Genomic DNA, 13,637 nt, shown 5'->3' on the forward strand with positions numbered 1-13,637 from the left:
GTCAGATCCCCACGTCCCACAGCACGTCATCATCAACGAACAAGATCCACTTTCGCAACAGACCCTAGCTCGCCATCCCCGAGATCCAACGCCACTGCACGCTCGGCGACATGGACCGCGAGGACTGGCCGCTCCAGGTCCTGGTGACCGGACCCGGCGAGCACCTGGACGGCGCCGGGTCGGCGAACCGGTCACGCAGGAGGAGTACGACGACGCGATCGCCTCCTTCGAGGAGCGGGCGAAGCGGATCGCGGAACGGCCCGCACGAGTTCCGGCACATGGGCCCGCGACACCGATCGCCCCCCCCCGCGATCCACCTGCACGAGAGCCATTCCCGGGAGCCCTCGGACGACCCGGGCACGAAGGCCCTCCGCGACGACTTCCCCGCCCCCGTCCCGGCCGCCGGCGTCACCTACCCCTCCGTCGCCCACGCGTACTGGGCCCTGTCCACCACGGACCCCGACGCCCGGCCGCCATCAGGGACGCGAACACCGTTTACGCCGCCCGGGACACGGCAGCCGGTGCTCCCCGTCGCGACGGGTGGGAACGGGCCCGGACCGCCGTCATGACCGCACTGTTGAGGGCCAAGTACACCCGGCACCCGGCCCTCGCCCGGATCCTCCTGGACACACACCACGCGACACTCGTCTACGACGACTGCGACTCCCGCTTCCGGGGCGGCAACGGCGGCCGCGGCCGGAACTGGACGGGCCGCCTCCTGGAACTCGTCCGTTGCGAACTTCCTGGCGGCGGCCATGGGGGCGGACCATCAGATCGCTTTCCTCCTGCGCGAGTCGGAGGCGCCGGCCCTGGAGCGGCGCGCGGCGGCGGTGAAGGGGCTCGGGAGGACGGGCGGGGCCAGGTACGTCCGCGTCCGCACCGAGGCGGCCGGCGATCCCGCGCCCACCGTGCGCGCGGCCGCCGCCCTGGCCCTCGGCCGGCTCGGGGACCCCGAGGCGGGCGGCGAGTGCTGCTCCCGCTGATGGTGGACGCGGACCCTCGCGTACGGCACCCCGGGACCGCACAACTCGGCATCCGTCCCGGCACATTGACAGGTCCGGACCAACGCGGCACGCTCTGAGAGCGCTCTCACCCCTTCCCGGATCGGCCACTTGTCGAACGGAGACAGAGCATGTTACGCACTCTCAGACGCAGCCTCACAGCTGTCGGGCTGTCCCTCGCGACGGCCCTGACCAGTTCACTTCTCGCGGCCGGAGCGAGTACGCCGGCCCACGCCGCCGTCCCGGCGACGATCCCCCTGAAGATCACCAACAACTCGGCCCGCGGCGAGCAGGTGTACATCTACAACCTCGGCACCGAACTGTCGACCGGACGGCAGGGCTGGGCCGACGCGAACGGCACGTTCCACCCCTGGCCGACGGGTGGCAACCCGCCGGCTCCCGCCCCCGACGCATCGATCCCGGGCCCGGCCGCAGGCCAGTCGACAACGATCCGCATGCCGAAGTTCTCCGGCCGCGTGTACTTCTCCTACGGCCAGAAACTGGTGTTCAAACTCACCACCGGCGGCTTGGTCCAGCCCGCCGTGCAGAACCCGGCCGACCCAAACCGGAACATCCTGTTCAACTGGTCGGAGTACACCCTCAACGACGCGGGTCTGTGGATCAACAGCACACAGGTCGACATGTTCTCCGCACCGTACGCGGTAGGAGTGCAGCGAGCCGACGGAACCACGGCATCCACCGGCCGCCTCAAGCCCGGCGGCTACCACGGCTTCTTCAACGCCCTCAGAGGACAGCCCGGAGGCTGGGCCAACCTGATCCAGACCCGCCCCGACGGCACCGTACTGCGCGCCCTGTCCCCCCTGTACGGCCTGGAGACCGGCGCACTGCCGGCCACCGTCATGGACGACTACATCAACCGCGTCTGGCAGAAGTACTCCAGCTCGACCCTGACGGTCAGCCCGTTCGCCGACCGGCCGGGCACCAGGTACTACGGCCGGGTCTCCGGCAACGTCATGCGCTTCACCGACAGTGCCGGCACCACCGTCACCACCTTCGAAAAGCCGGACGCCTCCTCGGTCTTCGGCTGCCACAGAAAGCTCGACGCGCCGAACGACCAGGTCCGCGGCCCGGTCTCACGCACCCTGTGCGCCGGCTTCAACCGCTCCACGCTGCTGACCAACCCCAACCAGCCCGACTCCAGCGCCGACGCCTTCTACAAGGACAACGTGACCAACCACTACGCCCGCAAGATCCACGCCCAGATGGCCGACGGCAAGGCGTACGCCTTCGCCTTCGACGACGTGGGTCACCACGAGTCCCTCGTGCACGACGGCAACCCGCGCCAGGCCTACCTCACCCTCGACCCCTTCAACTGACAACGCTCCTCCCGCAGCCGCCGGCACCGCCGTCCACTCGCGGTGCCGGCGACTGCGCCCGGACCGCATCGCTGACTGCTCATCATTTCTGGAAACCAATTACAACTTGGCTGTTCCTTGGTGTAGATGGGCTGCGGTTTACGTGAGCCTCAGGGGCACCAGGCGATGACTGCACACCCTCCAGCAACAGGGGGTGTGGTCACTGTCCCCCCATGCAATGGTGAGAGGCACCAACGATGACGATGAACCGCACACTGCGGTACGGCAGCCGCACGCTGGCACTGACTGCGACCGCGCTCGGGGTGATCGCGACCACCGTGCCCGCCGCGGCCGAGGAACAGCCCACCGCGGAGCAGATCATGGCCGACTGCGCGTCCGGGGAAGCCAAGTGCACCTTCAACTCCCCACGCCTCAGCCGGGCTTACCTCGGGGAGCCCCGCCAGGTCTCCGGACTGCTCTACAACTGCACCGACTCGCCCGCCTCCCAGTCGATGTCCTGGGCCGACACCGTGGGCTCCTCCCACTCGGTGGGCGGCTCGGTCACGGTGGGCGGAGGCATCGAAGGCATCATCACGGCCAGCGTGACCGCGACGTACGACTACACGTGGCAGAGCACGCACACGGAGACGAGTTCCTTCACCGTGAACGTGCGGCCCGGAGAAGTCGGCTGGATCTCCCGCGCCCAGGTGATGCAGCGGATAACCGGCACGTGGCAGACCCACTACGACGATCCCAAGTGGGGCCACTACTACTGGTTCGTCCCCGACGTGGTCACCGGCCCGGCCCCGAACGGCACGGACGGCAAGCACAGCGCGGTCGTGGTCAAGTCCCGCAAGATGACGACCGAGGAAAAGAAGCTGTGCACCACCGGCTCCACCCAGGACAAGCTCTTCACCCGCAGCAGCTGATCCCGGCGCCTCCGCGAGGGGCGACGAGCCCGGCAGCGAGCGAGAGCGAGTTGTGCAACGCCGTCGGCACCCATGGGCGCCGACGGCCGTCCACCCGTCCTGCGTCGGCAAGCAGGCCACGTCGGCCTGACTTGACCGCCGGCCTGCACTGCCTCCCCGGCATCGCCGCGATGTCATCCAGCGTGCCGTCCACGCTGATGACGCGCCGTCAGTTGTGGGCGTTTTTCGGCTGTGCCTCGGCGTCGGGCGCAGCCGTCGGCTCCGACGCGGGGGCGGTGTAGAAGACGGACCGACCCTGCTTGGTGCGTTCGGCCTGGCTCTTGGCGACCAGTGCCTCGAGCGTGACGCGCACGACCTTGGTCGCGATGTCGCGATCGGGGTGAGCCTGGTTGAGGGCTGCGGAGACCTCCGCAGCGGAGCGCGGTTCCTTCTGCTCGGCGAGGTGGTGGCGAATGAGCTCGACCAGGGTGGGCTGGGCCGCCTTCGTGGCAGCCGCGGCCTTGGCTTCGGGCTTTCCGGCTGCCTTCGTGGCAGCCGCGGCCTTGGCTTCGGGCTTTCCGGCTGCCTTCTTCCGCGGGCGGGTGGTGGACTTGCGTGCCTTCTGCTTCCCGTCGGGCGTGGCGCCGGCCTTCCTCCGCCGTGGCGAGGGCACCGTGGCGCTCTGATTCTCGGCAGCAGGCTCGGCCGGGGCCGCTTCGATGCCGAGTGCCTCCCGCATGTTCACCAGCACGCTGTGGTCACGCTGCAGGGCGGCGAGCTGCTCCTGCAGTGAGGCGATTTCCGCACCGATCCTTTCCTGCTCCTTGAGGTTCGCCTCCAGGTCGCCGGTCACCTGGGCGATGTACTGCGATGCCAGTTCGGTGGCGGGAGTTGTTGTCTCGGGCATGGTGCTGACCTTTCCTCGGCGTGTGGCCGTCCTGCGGGCGAAGCTTCTCTGAGGGCGAGGTCTCGGCCGGCCTGGCAGGACATCGCGCGTGCCGCAGGGTGCCTTCGTGTAGAGATAGTACGGACAGGCGGAGCCGGTTGCTCGCACGGAGTTGTGTCAGGCGCCCGCCGTGGGCCTCGAGGTGGTGGTGGCAGGGTGCCAACGCGGCAGTAAGCGGACATGAGTTCGTGCCTGCGGCCTGAGGCAGTTTCCGGTAGCCGCGCAGGCCGGCAGGGCCGGGATGCGGCGCTGTCGTCTTCCGGCATCGTGCTGGAGGGGGCGAAGCATGTACTGCTGTCGCTCCCGTCCCATAACCTCTTGCCCGGGGATGGCAGATGCCATGTGCAGGGACACTGGGGAGGCGATGGTGTTCGGAAGGGCCACGCGGTTGTTCGCGGGCGCCATGACCGTGGTCTGCATGGTGCTCGTCGGCCCCAGCGCACCTGGCGGTGCCGTCTTCGGCAGGTCACTGCCCATCGCGGCCGTCAGGGATGCCGTGCCGAACCGGGTCATGACGTGGAACATCTGTAATCCCTGCGAGGTGAGCAACGTCGACCGGGCGGCGGAGATCGCCGCGTACGCGCCGCAGGTCATCGGTCTTCAGGAAGCGTGCGTGCGTGACGTCGAGAGGATCCGGGACTATCTGGAGAGCCTTCACGGGCTGGTTTACCACGTCGAGTACGGGATGGTTCTTCAGGACTGGGGCCGCTGCGGGGGACTGCCGTGGAGTCCGGGGGCCTTCGGCCAGGCGGTTCTCTCGGCGGCACCGATGACGGACCGCGTCCACGTGGAATACCCTGACGGCGGATCCGAGGACCGTGGGTACATGGCAGTCACGACCACGGTGGGCGGCCAGCAGGTCCGCGTCTTCAACACACACCTCGCCCAACGACGTCAGGAAGAAGTCCGGGCAGACCAGACGGCGGTACTGGCAACAGAAGTCGCCCGGCACGACCGCGCAATCGTTCTCGGCGATTTCAACGCCGTGCCGGATGCTCCCGAACTCGCCCGGATGTGGGTACTGGCCACGGATACAGACCCTCAGTGCCGTCCCTCGCCCGTCGGCACCTGTGAGGTGACCACCGACTGGCACAGCAAGTTCGACTACGTCTTCCTGCGAGGCATCGCCCCACTCAGGCACCGCGTGCAACCCAGCGCGTACTCAGACCACCATCTGCTCCACACCGACGTGGCCTTGGGTTAGAGCGTTTCCGGATCCCCTCGCGATCACGCGGGGCGACTTCCCGCAGTTCGAGGTGACCGGTGACATTGCCGGTCCGCGCGCGGGTGCCGGTCCCCGACAGTGGCACGGCCAGCCCGATGGCGGTGCCCTCCGCGGGCACGCGGCGGACTCCCCAGGTCCAGCGTGCCCGTCGCATGAGTCGCCGCCATGACAGAGAGGACGACTCGTCGTGCGACTCCACCCCCACACCGACTCACCCACCCGTGCCTCCGGCTCCCTCCGGCGCCGGACCGGGCGACTGGCCGGCACCGCCGCGGCGCTCGCCGTCCTCGTGGGCCTCGGGCCCCTGGCCGGCCCGGGGGCCCACGCTGCCGACAACCCCTACGAGCGCGGCCCGGCCCCCACCACATCCAGCATCGAGGCGCCGCGCGGCACGTACGCCGTGTCGCAGACGTCCGTCTCCTCGCTGTCCGTCACGGGATTCGGCGGCGGCACCATCTACTACCCGACGAGCACCAGCGACGGCACCTTCGGCGCGGTGGCCATCTCGCCCGGCTACACCGCCTACGAGTCCTCCATCGCCTGGCTGGGACCGCGCCTGGCCTCGCAGGGCTTCGTGGTGTTCACCATCGACACGCTCACCACGGTCGACCAGCCCGACTCCCGCGGACGTCAGCTCCTGGCCGCTCTGGACCACCTCACCGAGCGCAGCTCGGTGCGCGGCCGCGTCGACGCCTCCCGCCTCGGCGTGATGGGTCACTCGATGGGCGGCGGCGGCAGCCTGGAGGCCGCCAAGACGCGTCCCGGCCTCCAGGCGGCGATACCGCTGACCCCGTGGAACCTCGACAAGACCTGGCCCGAGGTCACCACACCGACCCTGATCATCGGAGCCGACGGAGACACCATCGCCCCCGTCGCGTCCCACGCCGAGCCCTTCTACTCGAGCCTCTCCTCCTCGCTCGACCGGGGCTACCTGGAGCTGAACTCGGCGACGCACTTCACGCCCAACTCGTCGAACACGACGATCGCGAAGTACAGCATTTCCTGGCTCAAGCGGTTCATCGACAACGACACCCGCTACGAGCAGTTCCTGTGCCCGCTGCCCCGGCCGAGCCTGACCATCGAGGAGTACCGGGGCAACTGCCCGCACGGTTCCTGACACCCCGCGCCCCTGATTGCGCAACCGCCGCAGCCAGGGGGGACGGCGGCGGACGCGTGCGACGCGTCCGCCGCCGGTGTCGTGCCGGGGCACGGCCGAGACGACCGGCCGTTGGGCGCCGGCACAATCCGTCCACCGGCCGTGCCCGGCCAACGGGCAGGTGAAGCCGCAGATGTGCGCGCGAGGATGCGCGGACGTCAGCCTTCCGGTCTTCACTACGCGCAAGTAACCTCACGGGAATGGACGGAGACGGAAGCCGTGCGCGGACGGCTCTCCCCGTAGGGGGCCGGAACGGACGAGCCAGCGCCGAGCCGGCCGCCGCGGACCGCGGTCGTGCCGCACTCGCGCGCGGGAGGCGGCAGTTGTTCGACGGGCCGGTGGGTGACGCCCGCGCGTCCCTGCTGCTGGCCGCTTCCCTGCTGGCCGCCGACGCCCCGGACAGTGCCGAGGCCGCCCGCCTCTGCGCCGCGGACGCCGCCTGGGCGACGGGCGACGTCACGCTCTGTCTGAGCACCCTCGACGGCACGGACACCTCGGGGCGGGCAGGGGGCGGGTACGCCGGACAGGGCACCGTCACCGCCCAAGCCTCCGCGGACCAGGACGGCGCCTCGACGACCGGACGAGACACCGACCGCCCGCCACCGCTCGACACCACGGACGTCGCTGTTCCTCCGGCTGAGAGCGGCCCGCCCGAGCCGTCCGGCGGGCCGGGGCCGGGGTGGGCCCGCGACGCGTTCGTGCGGGACTACCGCGACGGCATGCGAGCCCTGCTCGCCCGGACCCCTGACCGCGCCGCCGGACCACTGCGGCGTGTACTGGACCAGGCGCGCACCGAAGGCCGGCCGGACCGCCTGCTGCGCGGCGCGGCAGCGGCCCTGCTGCTCGGGGACGTCCGAGCGGCCCGCGCCGCCGGGGCCCGCGCCCTCGCGGCCGCCCGAGACGCGGACTGCCCCGCGGCCGAGGCCCGGGCCCTCGAGTACCTGGCCTACGGCGAACTGCGCGCCGGCTGCCACGCGCTGGCACGCACCCATGCCGAGGAGGGCGTCCGGGCCGCGCTGGCGGCCGGGTACCGCAACACGGCCGCCGGCCATCACGCGATGCTCGCCCTGGCGGCCTCGATCGAGGGGGACACCGCCACGGTCGCGCGCCACGCCTCGGTGGCCCTGACCACCGCCCGCCGTCACGGCCTGGCCCAGACGGCGACCCTCGCGGAGTGGGCCACCGCCCGCGCCGACCTGGCCCGCGGCCGTCCCCTGGACGCCTACGACCGGCTCGGCCCGCTCGTCGGGCCCGGCCCCCGGCGCGGCCACTTCGCCGTGTGGATGCTGGCCCTTCCCTGCTACGTGGAGGCCGCGGTGCTGACCGGCCACCCCCAGGACGCGAGTACGGTCCTCGCCGACCTCGCCCAGTGGGCGGCCTTCGGCGTCGACCCGCACGCGCCGGCCCAGCTCGCCCGCTGCCGTGCCCTGCTCGCCCCCGGTGACCGCCCCGACGGCCTCTACATGCGGGCGCTGGCCCTGCACGACGAGAGGGGAGGCGACTTCGAACGTGCCCGCACCGAGCTCCTCTACGGCCGGTGGCTGCGGCGGCGCCGCCGCTTGCGCGAGGCCCGGAGCCGGCTCGGAGCCGCCCTGGTGGGCTTCGAGCGCTGCGGCGCCGGCGCCTGGGCCGGCCAGACGCGTGGCGAGCTGCGCGCCAACGGAGCCGCGTCCGTGAAGGAAGCGGCGGGAGGGTTGTCGCGGCTGACGCCCCAGCAACTGCGGATCGCACGGTACGTGGCCGAGGGCGCCACCAACCGGGAGGTGGCCCAGCGGCTGGCCGTCAGCACCCGTACGGTCGACTACCACCTGCGCAATGTCTTCGCCGCGCTCGGCGTGCGCTCCCGCATCGAACTGGCCCGCATGGTCGACCAGGACAGCCGCTGAGCCCTCACCGGGGAGGGAGGCCCAGCGGCCCCCACTGAGGAGGTCCGGGCGGCCCGCCCGGGGGAGGGAATCCCGGTGGTCCGCCCAGCGGAAATCTTGGCGGACCACCGGGGCACACTCCAGGCAGACCGCCGGCCACCGGGCGGACCACCGAGGTCCCCTCCGGGCAAGGACGCCAAGGCGGTCGGCGCCGCGGTGAACGTGGAGGACGCGCACACCGCGCCGGGCGTCAAGGAGTACCTCGCCTCTCGGACCTCGTGACCTCGGGGTCCGGGGGGCCGCGCCGACCGGGGCGTGCCCGGGGCTGATGGAGTGTGCGTATCGGGGTACCTGCGTCGGCATGGCACCGGAAAACGATCACGCTGAGTCCGTACGAGCCCTGCGGCAACTGCGCAGGATGCGCAGGTTTTACGCCGGGGGGTCGGTCTTGTGGGGCGTTGCGACCGCATCGGCGGGATGGGATGAACCTGGAAGCCGGCCGATGTGGGTATCGGTCGTCTTCCTGGTGGTCTTCGTCGCTCTGCTGTCCATGACATCCCTGTGGCTGTGGCGTCAGCAGGCTGCCCGTTCGGGTGAGCCTGTGCGCCACGCCGCTCCGCGCAGGGCCGCCTGGCGTCACCACGCCAGCGCTTGACCGGACACCGGGCGCCGCGGCTGCCGCCCCACAAACGGCCGCCGCCCCCCCCCGGCCGCCCGTGTCCTCACCTACGGTCTGCCCGATCGCAAGCCCGGACCGTGCTCGAGCCTGATGTCCGATTCCAGCGGGGCACCGCGTGCACGGACCCGTATCCGAACGCGGCGGAAAAGGCGGAGGCCTAGGGAACTTCGGCGACGTACTGGTCGGGCGGGCCCCGGCGGCGCGTGCCGAGGTGATCGTGGACTGACGCGTGCGGCACCACCTGGGTGCCCTTGGGATCGTCCTGCGGCGAGCGGTCGGGGCCGCTCGGTCCGGTGCTGAGTACGAGTACTCATGTTCGCCGGGGCCCTGGCTGACAAGATCCCCGGCATGACGAGTGGCAGACGGGCGCTGACGGCCCTGCACCTCCTCCTGGTCTGGGCGACGATGGCGGCCGCCGTGCCGGTGCTCGGCTTCGGGCTGGTGATGGCGGCCTGGGGCGGTGGGAGAGGGGCGACGGCGCCGGTGCTCCTGCTGGGCGTGCCGCTGACGGTGGGTCTGCTGGCCACGACGGCCGCACCGGCACGGACCGTGGTGCCGCTGTGCGGCTCCGTGCCGCAGCGGCTCGGCTGGGCGGTGTCGGTCTTCGTCCTCGGCACGCTGGGCGTCCTGGCGGGTCTGGCCGCCTACTACGGAGGCGTCGACCTGGGCGGCGCCAGAACCCGGATCGCGCTGGCAGGGGCGCCGTACGCCGTGGCCGCGGCGTTCTTCGTGCCGAACCGCCGGGTGCGGCTGGGGGCGGTGACCGTGCTGGCGGCCGGGGTGGTCTACGGGGGTTTCGTCGGGCCGGCGCAGGCGGAGCAGCGTCGGCAGGAGGCGGAGGCCGCGCGGTACCGGGAGCATGCGGAACTGCTGTACCTGGGCGCTGCGCCGCCCGGGATGCAACTGTCTCGTGCCGAGGCCGGCCCCGCCTCCTTCAGCGTCGACTACCGCGGTGTCCGGGAGGACGTGTTCTCCTACGTGGCGCTCACGGTGCGCTCGCCGCTCACACCGACGCCCCGGTGCCCCGACCTCCGGGAGAAGGGCGTGACCTGCACGGTGGACGCGCACGGTGAGATGCGCATGGTCCGCGACCTCCCCAGTGGCGAGCACGCCGTCACCCTCGTCCGCCGTTACCGGAAGGCGGAGGTCGAGGTGACCAGCCAGACCCTCGGCGAACCCGGGCTGCGTCGTCTCCTGAACACGCTTCACCCGCTCTCGGACGAGGAGCTGGAGAAACTGATGCGGGAAAAGAAGATCAACCGCAGTTTCTGACCCGACGAGTCCGAGGCAGGCAAGCTCAGGCCGGGCAACTGGAGTCGGCGATCACGTAGTGGGCGGGCGCGGCCTGCTTGAGGGTGCGGGTGGTGAATGTGTTCCACAGCCCCATCGCCTGACCGGAGCCCTTGGCGTAGGCGTGACCGCCGCTCTGGTAGGCGCGTCCGGCGACCGCGTGGTCGTAGGTGCTGTCCGTATGGCACGTGGGCGTGAACCCGGTGGTGGTCGCGGTCGCAGGTGAGGAGACGACGCCTGCCGCGCCCGCTGTGTCCGAGGCCGCCGCGGTGCAGGTGTACGTCGTGCCCGTCGCCAGGCCGGTGTCGGTGTACGAGGTCGACGTCGTCGTGCCCACCTTCGTACCGCCGCGGTTGACGACGTACGAGGCCGCGCCGTCGACCGCCTTCCTGCTGAGAGAGACGGTGGTGTCGGTGGTCCCGGTGACCGTCAGCCCCGGTGCGGGCAGGGAGCCGGTGCTCCCGTCGTCGTCGAGCCCCCAGAAGCGGGCGGTGTGGTAGCTGGAGCAGACGGTGTCGAGGTAGTAGGCGCCCGTACTGCCGCACTGTTCGGGGCCGTTGCCCGGGTCGACCGCCAGCCCGTGCCCCATCCCGGAGACGGAGTAGACCTCGACGGAGGGGCGGCCGGAGGCGTCGTCGTAGACGCTCCGTGTGGTGCCCCCGCCGAGGCTCTCGGTCCGGGAGGGCGTCTGGCCGAGGCCGAGGACGTTCGTCCACTGGTCGCGCAACTCGGTGGCGTTGGCGGGCTTGACGGTGGTGTCGGCGGTGCCCTGCCAGATCGCGACGCGCGGCCAGGAGGTCGTACCGGCCGGAGCGGCGGAGCGCACCAGGTCCCCCCATTGGGCGGGGCTCCTGTCCGGCGGGCTGTACATACAGGTGTACGCTGCGGCCACGCTGTTCGCGCAACGCGCGGGCGGTCCGGAGGCGATGGCGCCGCCCGCGAAGACGTCCGGGTAGGCGGCGAGCATGTTCGCGGTCATGGCGCCGCCGGCGGACAGGCCGGTGATGTGGACCCGCCGGTTGTCGCTGCCGTACAGGGAGACGGCTTTGTCGACCATCTGCTTGATCGACAGCGACTCGCCCTGACCGCGAACGCTGTCGCCCGGTTCGAACCAGTTGAAGCAGGAGTTGGCGTTGTTGGCGCTGTTCGTCTGGGGGAGGACCAGGGCGAAACCGTAGGTGTCGGCGAACTTCGGCCAGCCGGAGCGCGCGTAGTAGTCACTCGCGCTCTGCGCGCAGCCGTGCAGGGCGACCACGAGCGGGGCGTCGGCCGGCAGCGCGTCGGGCGCGTAGGTGAACATGGACAGGTTGCCGGGGTTGGTGCCGAAGCCGGTGACCTGGGTCAGACCCGCGGCGGATGCCTGGGGGCTCGCGGCGATCAGGCCACCGGTGAGGGCCAGAGCCCCCGCGGCGGCGGTGACCCAGCGGCGGATGCCTCCGCGGAGGCGGCGGCTCCTCGTGCAGCGGAACGGCGGGCGCGACTGTCCCATGACGACTGCCTCCTGATGTGGGGGAGGAATGCTTCGTGTCGCCGATGCCGGACGAGGGATCCGGTGACCGGCGTGGCGAGCATCATGGGGTGCGCTCGCCGACGACGGCATGGGTGGGGCGGCCACGCTTGGCGACGAGCTGTGTGACGGCGCTCCATGGCCCCGTTCGTGATGGGTCGGGTAAGGCCGGAGCTCACCGGACGGGGCCTCTCCAGCCCAGCCGACCGGGTGGTGTCGGCAGCCACCGCCAGGCGGCGGATGGTGGTCCCCGGGCCCATATGTCGCGGTGAACCGACGTCATAGCCTCCGACGCGTCCTTGTACGCCGTCGCGGAGGCACACCATGCGTCCCACCTTCCGTTCCCCGCCGCGCTCCTGGCGGCGAAGCGTGCCAGCGGCCCTCGCCCTGGCCGCCCTCACGCTCACCCAAGCGCCCGTCACGGCGGCACCGGCGAACCCGGGCGGCCACTGCGAACGCCTGGCCAAGGTGCGCGTACCGGGGGCCCAGCACCAGCAGGCCGCCTGCCTGGACGAGTTGACCACGGCCGGCACGATCGCCTCGGGGCACACCGACCCGGCCGACTGGGCAGGGCTGACGCCGAAGAACCTGGCCGTCCCCAGCGGGGTCCCCGGCATCCAGATCGACGGCTACTTCCCCGACACGTCCACCACCAACACCAGCCACGGCTGGGGACACGACGCCCAGTTCGTCATCCGCCTGCCCGACAGGTGGAACGGCGGTCTGGTGGTCGCGGGCACCCCCGGCAACCGCGAGCAGTACGCCAACGACCGGGCCGTCGCCGACTGGGTGCTGTCCCGCGGTTACGCCTACGCCGCCACCGACAAGGGCAACACCGGCCTCGCCTTCTACCGGGACGGCAGGACGCCGGGAGACGCCGTCGCCGAGTGGAACGACCGGCTCACCCAGCTCACCCGAGCCGCCCGGGCGACGGTCGCCCGGCGCTACGACCGTCCTCCGTCACACACTCTGGTGACCGGCATGTCCAACGGCGGATACCTGGTGCGCTGGCAGATGGAGAACCACCCCGAGCTCTACGACGGGGGAGTCGACTGGGAGGGCACCCTGTGGCGCTCAGACGGCCCCACCCTGTTGGACTTCCTGCCCGAGGCGCTGCGCAACTACCCCGTGTACGCAGCCGGGGGCGAGGGAGCCGGCAAGGCGCGCGAGGCCCTGCACGCCTCCGGATTCCCGGCCGGGTCGGAGTTCCTCTGGCCGTACCACCACCAGGTCTACTGGGACCTGACCCAGCGCATCTACCGCGAGGAACTGGACCCCGGCTTCGACGGGCCGACCGAGGCGGGCACGCCCTTCTGCGCGGCGGGCACGCCGGCCTGCGACGCCGACTACGACTACGCGGCCCGCCCCGCCGAGGTCAGAAGGGCCGTGAAGAAGATCGGGCTGACCGGGCGGATCGGCAAGCCGCTGATCACCCTGCACGGCACCCTGGACGTCCTGCTGCCGATCAGCCAGGACTCCGACGTCTACGCCCGCATGGTGCGTCAGGCCGGCCGCGGCCACCTGCACCGCTACTACCGCATCGAGGGCGGCACCCACACCGACGCCCTGGCCGACACGTACCCGGACCGGCTCCGTCCGCTCACGCCGTGCCACCGTACGGCCTTCACAGCGTTGGAGGCCTGGCTCGTGTCGGGCCAACGGCCGCCCGCCTCCCGCACGGTCGCCCTGCCCGCCGGGACAAACCCCCTGACCCTCGCGAACAACTGCTCCCTGTAGGCGCGGG

General features: G+C 71.4%; 11 protein-coding genes and 2 pseudogenes. 11 read left to right on the forward strand and 2 right to left on the reverse strand.

All coding sequences use genetic code 11. The features are described from left to right. Positions 1-110 precede the first annotated feature (110 nt). The 5 genes and pseudogenes from AOQ53_RS48425 to AOQ53_RS31560 all read left to right on the forward strand — a co-directional run bounded on the left by AOQ53_RS48425 (position 111) and on the right by AOQ53_RS31560 (position 3,246). Positions 111-569 carry a hypothetical protein gene (locus tag AOQ53_RS48425; protein ID WP_423587682.1) on the forward strand — a complete coding sequence of 153 codons (459 nt, stop codon included), beginning with the start codon at positions 111-113 and terminating at the stop codon, positions 567-569. Then, positions 476-682: pseudogene (locus tag AOQ53_RS47815) on the forward strand (NADAR family protein); the annotation flags it as partial. The gene AOQ53_RS48425 and the pseudogene AOQ53_RS47815, both read left to right, overlap by 94 nt. 73 nt (positions 683-755) lie before the next feature. Further along, a complete protein-coding gene (locus AOQ53_RS31550; protein WP_059422458.1) occupies positions 756-983 on the forward strand; it encodes a HEAT repeat domain-containing protein in 228 nt (75 codons plus the stop codon). A gap of 149 nt (positions 984-1,132) precedes the next feature. Then, a complete protein-coding gene (locus AOQ53_RS31555) occupies positions 1,133-2,338 on the forward strand; it encodes a glycoside hydrolase family 64 protein (protein WP_059422460.1) in 1,206 nt (401 codons plus the stop codon). A gap of 242 nt (positions 2,339-2,580) precedes the next feature. Next, a complete protein-coding gene (locus AOQ53_RS31560) occupies positions 2,581-3,246 on the forward strand; it encodes a hypothetical protein (RefSeq protein WP_236711877.1) in 666 nt (221 codons plus the stop codon). A gap of 208 nt (positions 3,247-3,454) precedes the next feature. Here the strand turns inward: AOQ53_RS31560 and AOQ53_RS31565 are convergent, their stop codons facing one another. After that, positions 3,455-4,132: a hypothetical protein gene (locus tag AOQ53_RS31565; RefSeq protein ID WP_059422462.1), complete on the reverse strand. Its 678-nt coding sequence runs from the start codon at positions 4,130-4,132 to the stop codon at positions 3,455-3,457. A 367-nt stretch (positions 4,133-4,499) separates the two neighbouring features. On the opposite strand from AOQ53_RS31565, the gene AOQ53_RS31570 reads away from it, so the two are divergent. From AOQ53_RS31570 to AOQ53_RS31585, 5 genes and pseudogenes are all read left to right on the forward strand, one after another. Then, a complete protein-coding gene (locus tag AOQ53_RS31570) occupies positions 4,500-5,375 on the forward strand; it encodes an endonuclease/exonuclease/phosphatase family protein (RefSeq protein WP_063889021.1) in 876 nt (291 codons plus the stop codon). Positions 5,376-5,583: 208 nt separating this feature from the next. After that, positions 5,584-6,513 (forward strand): bis(hydroxyethyl) terephthalate hydrolase, encoded by a 930-nt coding sequence (bdeA, locus tag AOQ53_RS31575; protein WP_059422463.1) that lies wholly within the window; start codon positions 5,584-5,586, stop codon positions 6,511-6,513. A 362-nt stretch (positions 6,514-6,875) separates the two neighbouring features. Beyond that, the gene (locus tag AOQ53_RS31580; protein ID WP_059422464.1) at positions 6,876-8,438 is read left to right on the forward strand and encodes a helix-turn-helix domain-containing protein; all 1,563 of its coding nucleotides are present in this window, start codon (positions 6,876-6,878) and stop codon (positions 8,436-8,438) included. Between the two features lie 709 nt (positions 8,439-9,147). Next, a pseudogene (locus AOQ53_RS46770) lies at positions 9,148-9,322 on the forward strand (snapalysin family zinc-dependent metalloprotease); the annotation flags it as partial. Between the two features lie 122 nt (positions 9,323-9,444). Beyond that, positions 9,445-10,368, forward strand: a complete 924-nt coding sequence (locus AOQ53_RS31585) for a hypothetical protein (protein ID WP_059422510.1) — start codon at positions 9,445-9,447, stop codon at positions 10,366-10,368. 25 nt (positions 10,369-10,393) lie between these two features. On the opposite strand, the gene AOQ53_RS31590 is transcribed toward AOQ53_RS31585, so the two are convergent. Then, positions 10,394-11,875 (reverse strand): extracellular catalytic domain type 1 short-chain-length polyhydroxyalkanoate depolymerase, encoded by a 1,482-nt coding sequence (locus tag AOQ53_RS31590; RefSeq protein ID WP_059422466.1) that lies wholly within the window; start codon positions 11,873-11,875, stop codon positions 10,394-10,396. A gap of 342 nt (positions 11,876-12,217) precedes the next feature. On the opposite strand from AOQ53_RS31590, the gene AOQ53_RS31595 reads away from it, so the two are divergent. Then, positions 12,218-13,630: a tannase/feruloyl esterase family alpha/beta hydrolase gene (locus AOQ53_RS31595; protein ID WP_059422467.1), complete on the forward strand. Its 1,413-nt coding sequence runs from the start codon at positions 12,218-12,220 to the stop codon at positions 13,628-13,630. The last annotated feature ends 7 nt before the right edge of the window (positions 13,631-13,637 follow it).

It is taken from the genome of Streptomyces azureus (assembly GCF_001270025.1).
In the GTDB taxonomy this organism is placed as follows: domain Bacteria; phylum Actinomycetota; class Actinomycetes; order Streptomycetales; family Streptomycetaceae; genus Streptomyces; species Streptomyces azureus.

Coding starts and splice junctions, on each gene's coding strand:
- AOQ53_RS48425 (WP_423587682.1), top strand. CDS start 111: ATGGACCGCGAGGACTGGCCGCTCCAGGTCCTGGTGACCGGACCCGGC.
- AOQ53_RS31550 (WP_059422458.1), top strand. CDS start 756: ATGGGGGCGGACCATCAGATCGCTTTCCTCCTGCGCGAGTCGGAGGCG.
- AOQ53_RS31555 (WP_059422460.1), top strand. CDS start 1,133: ATGTTACGCACTCTCAGACGCAGCCTCACAGCTGTCGGGCTGTCCCTC.
- AOQ53_RS31560 (WP_236711877.1), top strand. CDS start 2,581: ATGAACCGCACACTGCGGTACGGCAGCCGCACGCTGGCACTGACTGCG.
- AOQ53_RS31565 (WP_059422462.1), bottom strand. CDS start 4,132: ATGCCCGAGACAACAACTCCCGCCACCGAACTGGCATCGCAGTACATC.
- AOQ53_RS31570 (WP_063889021.1), top strand. CDS start 4,500: ATGGCAGATGCCATGTGCAGGGACACTGGGGAGGCGATGGTGTTCGGA.
- AOQ53_RS31585 (WP_059422510.1), top strand. CDS start 9,445: ATGACGAGTGGCAGACGGGCGCTGACGGCCCTGCACCTCCTCCTGGTC.
- AOQ53_RS31590 (WP_059422466.1), bottom strand. CDS start 11,875: ATGGGACAGTCGCGCCCGCCGTTCCGCTGCACGAGGAGCCGCCGCCTC.
- AOQ53_RS31595 (WP_059422467.1), top strand. CDS start 12,218: ATGCGTCCCACCTTCCGTTCCCCGCCGCGCTCCTGGCGGCGAAGCGTG.